General features: G+C 39.7%; 14 protein-coding genes. 1 reads left to right on the top strand and 13 read right to left on the bottom strand.

Annotated elements, in window-relative coordinates; translation table 11 throughout:
* On the bottom strand, positions 1 to 591 hold a 591-nt coding region (locus ABWK04_02510), incomplete at its 3' end, for a transposase (GenBank protein MEZ0360759.1).
* Positions 592 to 645: 54 nt separating this feature from the next.
* A complete protein-coding gene (locus tag ABWK04_02505) occupies positions 646 to 966 on the bottom strand; it encodes a DUF503 domain-containing protein (GenBank protein MEZ0360758.1) in 321 nt (106 codons plus the stop codon).
* Positions 967 to 970: 4 nt separating this feature from the next.
* Between ABWK04_02505 and ABWK04_02500 the strand changes: the two genes are divergently transcribed.
* Positions 971 to 1885, top strand: a complete 915-nt coding sequence (locus ABWK04_02500; GenBank protein ID MEZ0360757.1) for a tetratricopeptide repeat protein — start codon at positions 971 to 973, stop codon at positions 1883 to 1885.
* Here ABWK04_02500 and pdxA read toward each other — a convergent pair.
* From pdxA to hisH, 11 genes are read right to left on the bottom strand one after another with little or no spacing between them, the layout of a single operon-like run.
* Positions 1863 to 2840, bottom strand: a complete 978-nt coding sequence (pdxA, locus tag ABWK04_02495; GenBank protein ID MEZ0360756.1) for a 4-hydroxythreonine-4-phosphate dehydrogenase PdxA — start codon at positions 2838 to 2840, stop codon at positions 1863 to 1865. The two genes, ABWK04_02500 and pdxA, sit on opposite strands and share 23 nt — an antisense overlap.
* Positions 2841 to 2872: 32 nt before the next feature.
* Positions 2873 to 3154: a CRISPR-associated endonuclease Cas2 gene (gene cas2, locus ABWK04_02490; protein ID MEZ0360755.1), complete on the bottom strand. Its 282-nt coding sequence runs from the start codon at positions 3152 to 3154 to the stop codon at positions 2873 to 2875.
* Positions 3145 to 4098, bottom strand: a complete 954-nt coding sequence (gene cas1b, locus ABWK04_02485) for a type I-B CRISPR-associated endonuclease Cas1b (GenBank protein MEZ0360754.1) — start codon at positions 4096 to 4098, stop codon at positions 3145 to 3147. Before cas1b ends, cas2 begins: the two co-directional genes overlap by 10 nt.
* Positions 4091 to 4606 carry a CRISPR-associated protein Cas4 gene (gene cas4 / locus ABWK04_02480; GenBank protein MEZ0360753.1) on the bottom strand — a complete coding sequence of 172 codons (516 nt, stop codon included), beginning with the start codon at positions 4604 to 4606 and terminating at the stop codon, positions 4091 to 4093. Before cas4 ends, cas1b begins: the two co-directional genes overlap by 8 nt.
* Positions 4603 to 6786 carry a CRISPR-associated helicase Cas3' gene (gene cas3 / locus ABWK04_02475; GenBank protein ID MEZ0360752.1) on the bottom strand — a complete coding sequence of 728 codons (2184 nt, stop codon included), beginning with the start codon at positions 6784 to 6786 and terminating at the stop codon, positions 4603 to 4605. The genes cas4 and cas3 overlap by 4 nt, the downstream gene beginning before the upstream one ends.
* On the bottom strand, positions 6764 to 8320 hold the full coding sequence (cas8a1, locus tag ABWK04_02470; protein ID MEZ0360751.1) for a type I-B CRISPR-associated protein Cas8b1/Cst1: 1557 nt from the start codon (positions 8318 to 8320) through the stop codon (positions 6764 to 6766). The genes cas3 and cas8a1 overlap by 23 nt, the downstream gene beginning before the upstream one ends.
* The gene (cas5b, locus tag ABWK04_02465; protein ID MEZ0360750.1) at positions 8287 to 8970 is read right to left on the bottom strand and encodes a type I-B CRISPR-associated protein Cas5b; all 684 of its coding nucleotides are present in this window, start codon (positions 8968 to 8970) and stop codon (positions 8287 to 8289) included. The genes cas8a1 and cas5b overlap by 34 nt, the downstream gene beginning before the upstream one ends.
* Complete coding sequence (cas7i, locus tag ABWK04_02460; GenBank protein ID MEZ0360749.1) at positions 8951 to 9940, bottom strand: type I-B CRISPR-associated protein Cas7/Cst2/DevR; 990 nt, start codon at positions 9938 to 9940, stop codon at positions 8951 to 8953. Before cas7i ends, cas5b begins: the two co-directional genes overlap by 20 nt.
* A gap of 48 nt (positions 9941 to 9988) precedes the next feature.
* A complete protein-coding gene (locus ABWK04_02455; GenBank protein MEZ0360748.1) occupies positions 9989 to 10504 on the bottom strand; it encodes a hypothetical protein in 516 nt (171 codons plus the stop codon).
* A 1-nt stretch (position 10505) separates the two neighbouring features.
* Positions 10506 to 11192 (bottom strand): orotidine-5'-phosphate decarboxylase, encoded by a 687-nt coding sequence (gene pyrF, locus ABWK04_02450; protein ID MEZ0360747.1) that lies wholly within the window; start codon positions 11190 to 11192, stop codon positions 10506 to 10508.
* Positions 11185 to 11793, bottom strand: a complete 609-nt coding sequence (hisH, locus tag ABWK04_02445; protein MEZ0360746.1) for an imidazole glycerol phosphate synthase subunit HisH — start codon at positions 11791 to 11793, stop codon at positions 11185 to 11187. Before hisH ends, pyrF begins: the two co-directional genes overlap by 8 nt.
* Positions 11794 to 11796: the final 3 nt, after the last annotated feature.

The raw sequence follows: 11796 nt of genomic DNA, 5'->3' as shown, positions 1-11796 counted from the left end.
GGTGGCAAAATGCTTAACTCCTACATCTATGGCACATATTCTATCCACCGCCTCTAACTTTTGAATTTCTTTGCAAACCCTCACAGTCAGATAAAAAGAACCAGCCGGAGTTAATCTCACATTTATAGCTACTATATCCCCTTCAATATCTCTGTGTAGCCTCACTTTTATAGGCTCTTTCAATTTAGGCAGATATAAAAGTCCCCACTTTTGATTAATCCTTTCAATCTTAAAACCTGGAGGAAGATAAAAGCTACCCCCATGCTCTTTCTTTTTAAAGGCTGGAAAATCCGACCTTCCAGCAAAGAAGTTTTTAAAGGCTTTGTCAAGGTTAAACACCGCTTCCTGTAAAGATTGAGAAGGAGATTCTTTAAGAAAAGGATACTCTTCTTTCAGCAAAGGCAAAAGCTTTTTATACTCATAAACATTCCACTTCTGACCTGCCAGATGATAATTTTCTTTTGCTCTGGCAAGCATGTAGTTATAAACAAACCTCACAGAACCTACAGCTCTTTTTAAGAACTGTTTTTGCTCCTTTGTCGGATAGAGCTTGAACTTGTAGGAGTAGTTTGCCCGTCTTTTGTTCCTCATTTGCCCCTGTATATAATGGTTGCTTTCATCTTTCCTTTGAAAAGATGAAGTAGTTCACACTTTCAAGTACTCTAAACTTACACTCAGTATAAATTCTGGGTAGTTTCTATCAAGAAAGTTCCTAACTTTGGTAAGTGTTTCCTCAACAGCTTGCTTTTCCATACCCACACAAGCAACGGCTATTTGGGATCTCTGCCACAGATCGTGGTGATCAGTTTCAGCCACGGATACATTGAAGTTCCCTTTCAGTCTGTCCTTTATGGATCTGAGATAGTAACGCTTCTCCTTTAAAGATCCATTTTCAGGGAAAAACAGCTCCAGCTTCAATACACCCAAGAACATACCAGTTTTACAAAGTTCTATATTATAATGCATCCCGATGAAAAGACAAGTTATTAAAAAGGTTCTTATGCTCTGGATTCTTATCTTTCTCACTTCTTGCGCCAATGCGCTCTTTTACAGTAATGATTGCCAGCGCTATCTTGAGGCTGGAGATTATGAGCGAGCTATAAAGATGGGGAAGGAAGCCATAGATCTATACCCCAGAAATATAGAGCCTTACATCTGTATAAGTAGCGTTTATCTCAAGAAGGGTGATCCTGAAAAAGCTATAGACATTTTGAAGCGGGCTGAAAAAGTCGCACCCTCTTACGAGGATCTTGCGGTTATATACAACAGGTTAGGACTTATATATCATCTGAAGGGAGATCTCAATACCGCACTTTACTATCATGAAAAGCATCTGAAGATCAGTCATGAACTAAGTGACGCAAAAGGTGAAACTGTCGCTATGTTTAATATGGCGGATATATACCAGAGTATGGGTGATGTTCAGAAAGCGCTTTTTTATTATAGAAGATCCTTAGAAGTAAGTACAGATCCTACATATACAGCTTTTGCATACAGCAACATAGCACGCATATACATAAAGGAAGGAAAGGAAAAGGAAGCTCTTGAAAGCTATCTTGCATCTTACGAGCAAGCAAAGAAAACGCAAGACAAAAAACTTATAGCCATAAGCCTTGTAAATGTGGGAGATACCTATAGGCGCTTGAGGGACTTTAAGAATGCATCTGAGTACCTCATAAAAGGATTGGAATTAGCAAAAAGAGAGGGAGATAAAAAACTTCAAGCTTATGCCTACGCCAGACTTGGTCTGTTATACAAAGATAAGGGAGATATTGAATCTGCAAGAATCTTTTTCAAGAGAGCTTACGAAATATACGTTTCGCTTGGTGATAAAGACGGGATGAAACAAGTACAATCGGAGATTAAAAAGCTGGAAAAGAGGTGATTCTTTCAACAAGTTTTTCACACAGTCTAAGAGCGTGAAGAGCGGATGACATATCCACTATACCTTTCCATGCTATATCGTAAGCTGTTCCGTGATCAGGAGACGTTCTCACAAAAGGTATACCCAAGGTCAGATTCACACCATCTCTGAAAGCAAGCAGTTTAAAGGGTATTAGACCTTGATCGTGATACATACACAGAAAAACATCAAAGGCGTCAGTTTTTAAAAAAGCGCTGTCTGGCGAAAGAGGTCCTTCAACCTTTATGCCTTTACCTTTTAGCTCCTCTATCGCTGGGAGGATCTCTTCTACATCTTCTCTTCCTATCTGTCCCATCTCACCAGCATGGGGATTTAGTCCAACAACCCCGATCGATGGTTCATACCCGAAAAGTCTTTTGAACTCCCTATGGGCAAGCTCTACCTTACCCTTTACACTCTCTCTACTGACTTTTTCTATAGCTACCTTCAGAGGAAGGTGCGTTGAAAGAAGCACCACCTTTATTTTTTCCGAATACATAAGCATGGCATACTCCCTCACGTTAGAAGCCTGAGCCAAAAACTCAGTTTGTCCCTCGTAAGAAAAGCCTGCAAGCTTAGCCCAGAATTTATTTATAGGCATAGTTAAAAGTCCGTGTATGTTACCGATAACTGCGTCAACAACAGCGCGCCCAAGGTACGCAATAGCAACTTTACCTGAAGTTAGTGACGGCATAGGTCTATCCGTTTCAGATATGTCCAAATCGGCTATGTAAATCCCCGGCACCTTTACCTCATCCGTGGTGTGTATTTCCTTCATGTTGATGTCCTTTTCTAAAAGTTTCTTTGCGCTTTCTAAGATCTTTCTTTCACCATATATGATGTATGCCTTCTTTGGATCTACGTGATCCAAAAGCTTTATTATCAGCTCAGGACCAACACCAGCGGGATCTCCTATGGTTATACCGATCTTTAACATAAACTAATTATAGAGCATCATCTTTTTCTGTGTTAAAGTAGCGGATCCGTGGGATCGTGTATGCTTGTAAGAATCTGCCTTCTGTGTTTCACAAGGTCTTCAAATATGTAGAGGATTACAGAATCCCTCTCCTTATCCACTACCTGCATTATTTCGTGCTTTAACCTTTCAAGGTTTGATAAAGTTATCTCTCCCTCAAAAACGGATTTCTGAATGTGATGTACATATTTTCTGGCTATCTTCCTGACCTTATTTAATCTTTTTTGTCCACTCTTATCCGAGAAAGAAACATCATAAACGAGTATTATCCACATACTGCGTAATTGAGCGGTAAATACGTCTCTTCTTCCAAAAGATGTTTTATAAGCTTGTAAAGTTCAAGTTTTATGAGTGTTTTATGGGAAATTTTCCTTTTGAGTTTTTTGTGGTTCAATGTATCTTCTAAAAGTTTGTTGAATTCCGAGATGAAGATACGTCTTCCTTCTGGACTCAGGTATGCGTAATTCATCTCCTGTAAAAAGTGTGCATCTTCTATTAGCTTTCCCTCTTTCAGAAGCTTTAAGATCAAACAATCAGAGAATAACGGCTTAAAAACCTCTGCCACGTCAAGAGCTAAGGAAAATCTCTTTGTGGATGGCTCATGAAGGTAGCTTATCGTAGGATTAAGCTGTGTTTGGTAAATTTCTCCCAACACTTTGGCATAGACTAAAGAGTTTCCGAAGGAGATCAAGGCGTTGAGAGGGTTTTGAGGAGGTCTTTTTGTTCTCTTACCAAAAATCCAGCCGGTTTGCTTCTCAAGAATTTGGTAGCACAATTTCCTGAAGTCACCCTCAATTTGCATCACTTCACTTGTTTTCTTAGCTCTGTCCAATCTATCGTAAAATTCTGAAGCATCAAAATCGTATACTTTTGAGATATTAAGCAAGGCTCCGTAAATGAAAGCTTTGGCGAGGTAAAGTCTTTTTGATGGCTCAAGGTGGTGCTGAGCCTGTTTAATAAGAAGGTAACCGGATAGATTTGTTTCCCTCGGGTAAAAGCTGCCCGCATAGTAGCCGTAATAATTGAAAAAGTGAACAACTATACCGTTAGAAGCAAGAATGTTCAACACTTTTGTGTTCAAAGAAAGTTCTCCAAAAATAAAGATTTCATCTACATCCTCTATGGGTATACTCTTTCTCATTTGTGAGTTTTTAAAAAGCAGTGTGTTCTCATGCCTGCTTAGTTCACCGTGACTCGTGATGTAGTAGATTTTACCCATAGCAAAACTCGTAGTAGGCACACTTTTTACAATAAGGTGCATTTATCCTCTGAGGTGGTTTGGGTAGAGACAAAAGGTGATCCATCTTTTCAAGAGCTTCCTTTATTAGTTTCTCATCTTCCCTACTTATATCCACACGTACTATCCTCTTTTGCTTTGGATAATGTAAAACTCCGTGAGAGACAGAGATTCCCTTGTTTTTGAGATAAAAAATGTAATACTTCACCTGTAAAATGTGGGCCTCTTGTAATGCGTCAGAATGTTTTATTTCGTTGATCACTATACCTTTGGCAGTTGTGATGAAATCTATGCTCACCGGCTCTCCGCACAGATCCAATTTCTGTTCCCTTTTGAAGCTGACTTCGTCAAGAAACTTACCCAGAGCCACCTTCTCAGAAGTATGTTCAAAGCTCACCCCTTTAGTAAAAAGCCAAAGCTTCCTTTCACAAACTACAAAGTAAGCAACCTGCGTACCTTTGAACTTAAGCGTATTAAGTTCTTCAATCATACTAAGTTATCCTGATCACCTTCTTTGGTGTATTCAAGTCCAAGCTCTTCATCATAATTTGCATTTATAAAGTAAATTGGTGGATAGATTTTTTCTCCAATTCGTCCCGCAAAAAGCTTGCTGTCCATCCAGTAACTTGGTGTATTTATAGTGTAGCTATAGATCTCTTCCCTCTTTTTTATCCTTTCTAAAGGATCTTTAGCGTTTGCATACACCCTCAATAGCCTCTCAACCTTATCCCTGTATTTGTTTGGAATAACCAATACACTGTCTATGTCCCTGAAAAGTTTTTGAGCATTCCCTTTGTTAAAACTATCCTTCATGTAAGAAAAGCTATTCCAAAGGCTTTCTATATATTCCTTTGCGTTTATGTAATCTCTGAGATACTTATCATCTTTACGCTTCAGGGTCTCCTCCGAATAAACTTCCTCTACGATCCTTATCTTTTCCTCTTCTGTCAGCAAGCCATCCCTTAATCTTTCCTTTGTCATTTCAAAAAGACTTTTCCTGTATACCTGAGGTATACCTGAGCAATCCTCCACATATACAAAGACGTTAGGTTCGCCTGTATCTTTCTTACCCATTCTGTTTACCCTACCAAGTCTTTGAAGGAGGCTGTCCACAGTGGAAAGCTCGGTAAATAAAAGATCAGCATCAAGATCCAAAGATACCTCTGCAAGCTGGGTAGTTATCCAGATACCTGTGGATTGTGAATTAAAGAAAGCTTTTATTTCCTCTTCTTTTTTCTGTCTGTGCTGAAGTGTGAACCTTGCGTGTAAAAGGTTCGGCTTTGCGTAGCCTTCTTTGAGTTTGCTGTAAACCTCAACGGCTCTCTGAACTGTGTTGCAAATTACCAGAACCTTTCCTTCCTTCCCCTTCTCTACCATCCTCTCAAGAGCAACTTCGCTTAAAATGGATTGTGACTCCACTTTCAAGTGATGCCTGACATTCTTAAACAAAAAGCGAGGAGAGATCTCTAAAAAATCCAAATCCCCCTTCACAAACTCAGGTAGCGTTGCAGTCATTACCATCACTTTTCCGTCTACCCATTTGTGTATAAGCTTTAAAGCGCTCACTATAAATCCTAAGGTGTGGGGTTCGTAGAGTTGAATTTCATCTAAAACAACTTTCGCATAGGAAAAGATGCTGAGGTATTTTTCAAAGCCGTAAAATCTAAAGACAAAAGGGAAAAGCTGGTCAGGAGTACATACGATTAAAGGCTTTGCAAGGTTTCTGGCTTCCGCAATATCGTTCAGCGCATTCTCATAAAGGTTTCGGCTCACATCATCCCCCTTATCTTCAGAGATGAGAAAACTGACGCAAGAGGAATGTAAAAGTCCGCAAGCATCCTTTCCAAATACACTCACAGCTCTCATGTATATACCATTTGCGGAAGTCTTCATAGGCAGAATAAAAAAACCTTTTCTTCCTAAGAAGAGAAAACCTGCCTCCGTTTTACCCATACCAGTGGAGGCTACCACCAAAAGACTTTTGTTCCTTTTTTGGAGAACCCATCTTTGAAGGTCATTAAGATCCGAGTTTTTATTTTGCAGATAGGTTTTGACCTTTACCTCCGTATCCTCTACAGGCTTATTTTCAACTATCCCAACACTGCTACTGCTTGCGTGATCTATGCGCAACAGGAAACCCTTGGCAAGGGTGTAGACTTTCTGAATTTCCTCTTTGTCTCTATAGTAGTCATGTATTATCCCGTAATCGTGATTTGTGATCAGATGCTCATACCACACGTCTTCAACGGAAAAATCTTCCCTAAGGATTTTCATTAGAGTCTCTGGTTTTTCTTGATTATGCTTATGATGATTAATTATAAGTAGTGCCACAATATCCCTTAAAAGCTCATCTTCCAGTTGTGGCAAGAAAGCTGGGGAGATTAAGTTGTGCCTCACTTTTGGCAAAGCTGTCTTCAAATTTTGATATTCAGGATTTCCTACATCTTTTTGGAAATGTGCGTAAATTTTTCCGTAATCATGATACTCACAGGCAAGAGTCAACATGTTCCAGAAGATCCTTCTGCCGTTTTCAGTAAGTACCCTTTCAATGCTTTCCCCGTAAAGTTTCCTTAACCGTTTCAGGTTGTAATGAAGTCTGTCCGTATGCTCCCTTATGCTCGTCCCGTCACCTTTAGCCCAGAGTTTTTTAAGTTTTTCCTCCAGCTTCATATTTCTTTTCCTCTCCGTTTAGACCTATCAGAAAGGCGTAAGCTACACGATTGAAACTTTTCTCCAAGAGTGTATCTCTAAAAACTGGAGGTATCTCCTGTTCTAACTCAAGGTACGCTCTTATTAAGTTCTGCTGAAGAGCGTCAATGTCTCTTCTTCTTATAGCTTCCAGTATTCTGTAGGAGAGCGTCTCTGCTCTCTTTTTGGCTCTGTCATCACCGTGGTTTTCAAAAAGCTTCCTTTTGAGTTTCCTTCCTTCCTCATACGCTTGGTAAATTTGTCTTTCAAGCATGGTTTCCTCCTTTTGTAAGTACTCTTGAAACTTTATGAAGTAAGTCAAACTTTTTGGCAAAAAATCAAGCTCTGCGCCAACCCTTAAGAGTCTCCCTGAAAATGAACTTCCCAAATTTTTATAACGGTTTTTATAAAAGAATCCTGACAGAATGTAGTCTAAAAACTCATAAAGACTCCTGCCAGAGTATGCGTAACTAAGAAAGATGTCAAAGGCGCTTTTCAGAAACTTTTCAGGGTATTCATCAAGAAGCTCGTTGAAAGCCTCTACGAGCCTTAAGTTGAAAGTGAAGGTGTGGATGTTCGCTTTAGCATCTCCAACCTTTTCTATCTCAACCACGTATATGTTCTTATACGCATATTCAACCTGCATACTACGGATCTCTTTAAGACCTACAGCTACAGCTTCCCTCAAAAAGTCCTTCGTTATGGTGCCTTGATGTGAAAGCATTCTATTTAAGTGGTAAATCTGTTCTATATTTTCCGCCAGATACACAAAAATGTAGTTGTTGTTAAATTTAGTATAAGCTAAAGATGAGAAAAAGAGGAGCCTTTCGCATTGAGAACACAAGTAAAGGGTGTTTTTACCATTATAAAAGAAGTTAGACAGAGTTTCGGAGCTTGCGGAAAGGGGAGTAAAGTGAATTGCGTCAAAAGTTCTGAATCTTCCTTTATATGTGTATGTTTCTCTTTCCTTACAGAAAAAGCATAGTGGAGCTTTATGTGTCCGGCTGTTACTTTCTTCAAGAGTAGACAAGCCTTCCCTTATTGCTTTTTTGATACGATCTTTGAGTTCTTCCCAAAAGCTTTCTTTACGGATGATCGTCTCAAGACCCTTTTTTAACTCCTCATCGGTTCTTTTATTTTCAAGAACCTTGCCTCTGAACCAGCTTTCTATATCTTTCGTATGCTTTGATGAGGGATTTGTCAAAGAACTATTACTGTGAAAATCTCCTATAACAGGCAAAACTAAGCTGTTGTATGGTTTTTTGAGTTTTTCTGAGATCTTCTTTTCTTTAGGATTGGTTAATTTCTCTAAACGTTTTTTGTAGTTTCCAATTTCCTTACTCCATATAGCCTCAGTCAGAATGTCGCTTCCTTTGTTCCAGATCTCCTCTGGCACTTCCAACACCTTATCCTTCACCCAGCTTTTCCAATCTATAGTGCTCGCATCGCAAGCTCTCAAAAAGCCAACTATGGCTGAAGCCATTAACCAGTTATCTGCGTAAAATCGCACAACCATACCGTATCCCCCTCTTGGTCAATCAAAAGCTTTCCGTAAACAGGCGTTCCTGCAGGATAGTAATACACTAAAGTCCACATATACTCCCTTGGCTCTAAAGACTTTAAAAAATGGGGAAGCCGGTAGCATATTCCCGTTTTTTGTGCAAATTTCACATCCACGTTGCTTTTTTCCGAAGCGTATATATCCGATGTTAAATAATACCTGTTTCTTACAGTTCTCTCCTCTTGTTTCACACTGACATAACTTACCTTACTTATCTTTACGGGATATTCTCCACCCGAAAGAAATAGGTAATTTGCGGGTTTTTCTAAGGCGTTTTTGAACTGTTCAATCAGGGACTTTTCACCTCTGATGTGAACAACAACTTTTAAGTTGCGAAAGGTAGGAACAGATAGCGGTAAGGTTTCCAACACCTTATCTTTAAAGTTGTACTTTCTGAATCTTACCAGATCCCTAAATAGCGTCTCGTACCTTCCCTGAAGCGATATATCAAACCTTTCCCCCTGCCACTTTCTGCCCAAAGCTGTGTACAAAAGCCCAATTATGGTAGAGTAAGTGGGGAGTGGGTAAGTTTCTATACCCTTTAACGAAAAGGGAGTTTTGAAGCAAGCTGTAGGAGAAAAAAGCTCAAACTTCAGAACTTCCATAGGAGTACCTCACAGCTTTTTTGAAAGATTCAAGTACCTCCGCCATGCTTCTACAATTAAGGTTTTTTCTTATTTCTTCCTCGTTGGCAAAGAAGCCAGAGAGCATTCCACAAATAACATTGTCCTTTTCAGGAACAAGTGCAACACAATCAAGGAGTTTCCGAATATTTAAGTAAAGTTTTCCTTCTTCCTCTTTCACATCTATGCAGTCCACAAAGAAGGGATTTTTAGTGTGAAAGATCCCACCTATCAGAAAAATGGGTCCTAAATTTTCATGTCTTGCCCTTATCCCTCTACTTAGATTGAATATAGCGTCAAGCAGATCTCTTACCCTTTTCACTTTCTCTTGTGGAGGAAGCACATCTTCAACGGAGCCATCTTCCTTTTCCCAAACTCCTATTCTGTTAAGATCCACCGTAAGGGTGTAAACGTAGTGAGATGTATGCTGTTCGGTGTAAGCTATCGCTTGTTCACCTTTGTCTTCTACGTATTTTATGTATCTGTTGAAGGCATCTATGTTATTCAGAAAGTCCGCATCACCTTTATAGGGGTTTAAGGCAAAAGCGTAGGTAAACTTGGCAACGGATGTGCGCTTTATACTGTCACCTGTGCTTAATTTTGCCTTTTTACCCTCAGAGGTCTTCAAGTTCGTAAAAAGCCCACCAAAAAGATCAAACTCCTGATACATCTCTATAAGCTGTTTGGCAAAGCTATCCACATCAAGTGTTTCTTTCTCTTTTAGATTACCATTCACTAAGTTAGCCACAAGTCCGTCAAGAAGCCTCCAATTTTTATTTTCCTTTAGCCACATACGAATGCTGTATCTCAGCGCCTTATCTGAAATGTACACCAGCTGAGTGTTGTCACCTAAGGTGAGCTTTTTAAGTGTGGACACATTGCCAAAGGTCTCACCGTAATTGAGACCTCCAGTTGCTCTGTGAGTTATTACCGTTAAGGTCAATCCTTTCATTTTTTCCCTCCTGCTATATATATAACTCCCTCTGATAGGAAAATCTGACTAAGTGTTTTTTAATTCAAGCCACACACCGTTTTTATACACATACGCCTTGCCTATCATGTCGCTTTTTATTTCCATCCGTCTTATTTTTGCGTAATCTTCAGGAGATTCAAGAAATTTCCTCAGATGCTGTTCCTGATCAAAGAAAAGATATGAGTGTCCTACATGCAAAGCTATTGCACCCTCTTGCTTTACAAAAGCACTACATACAGGACACCTTGAAGCTTCCGGTATTATTATGTCTACACTTGCCTTGTTCAGAGCGTGGCGGGCTATGAGGATCATCACAACGAAAGCTCCAACGGTTACTAAAAAGGAAAACTTTATGGCATCTTCACTTCTAAAAAGCAGGGATACGACGAAAAACAGAAGGCTGATTACAGTCACCAACAGCACAGCGTATATGTACCTTGCAGGTACACCCCTTACTGCAAAGAGTATTATCATGCCTATATTTATAAACTCTACTATACGGGCGAGTATAAAAAGCACTCCGTCAAGTATGGGAGTTTCCACATTAATAATTTAACATCTGGGCTGTCAGAAGTTTAAGAACTTGATCAGCTTTTTTAATTGGATCTTTATCTTCAACTATGTCCCTCCCCACTACAACTACGTCAGCACCAAATTTTAAAGCTTCCGTAAGGCTAACACTTCTTACTTGATCCGTCTTTTTTGCATCAAGACTAACACCTGGCACAACCGCTATAAAGTTTCTTCCGAGATTTTCTTTTAAAAATCCTACCTCCTTCCCAGAACACACGATCCCATCAAGCCCCTCCTCCAGACTCAGGCTTGCCAGCTTATAAACGAGATCGCGCAAAGAGATACCAATCCCTATCTCTCTAAGAAAGTCTTCATCAAGACTCGTCAAAAGTGTAACACCAAGCAGTTTTATATTTCCCTTTACCTCGCTTGCGCTTTTGAGAGCCATTCTTCCAGAAAGGGCATGGATCGTCAGGTAATCAGGAGATAGGTCCGCAGAGGATATCACCCCATTTTTTACGGTGTTGGGTATATCGTGAAGCTTAAGATCAAGGAAAAGCTCAAATCCAAGTTCTTTTATGATGTCCGTTATAGCTCTGTGGTGATTTATAAATAGCTTGTAACCCACCTTGAAGATTATGGGATAGCCTTTGAGAGCTTCTACTATCTTTCTGGCTTTTGAGTAGTCCACATCAAGGGCTATACACAATTTAGCCATATACAGCCTTCCTAAAATTTTCCAAAAGTTTAAGTCCGAGCTTTTGGCTTTTTTCAGGGTGAAACTGAACGCCAAAAACGTTCTGATACTCAACGGAAGAAACAAAATATATACCGTAGTCGGTAAGTGTGGCTACAATTTCCATCTTTTTAGGAACCACATGATAAGAGTGTACAAAGTAAAAGTATTCTCCATCGTTTATACCTTTGAAGAGGAAGCTTTCCTTCCTCTTCCAGATCTGATTCCAACCTATATGAGGTATCTTTACACTAAGAGGAAAGAGAACAACTTCTCCCTCAAATATACCAAAGCCCCTTTCAATGCCAAATTCGTAACTTCTTTCAAAGAGAAGCTGAAGCCCCAAACACACACCGAGAAAAGGTTTACCCCTCTCTATATGTTTTATTATAGGTGAAAAAAGACCCATGCTTTTTAAGTTACGAACAGCGTCTTTGAAAGCTCCTACCCCGGGAAGAACTACAGCATCAGCTTTGGAAACTACAGAAGGATCCGAAGTTATTACTGGAGATAGTCCCACCCTCTCCAAGGCTTTACTGACACTCCTTAAATTACCCATACGATAATCTATGAGAGCTATCATAAG

The organism is Hydrogenobacter sp., from assembly GCA_041287335.1.
Taxonomy (GTDB): domain Bacteria; phylum Aquificota; class Aquificia; order Aquificales; family Aquificaceae; genus Hydrogenobacter.
This window is presented reverse-complemented; position numbering and strand designations above follow the sequence as displayed.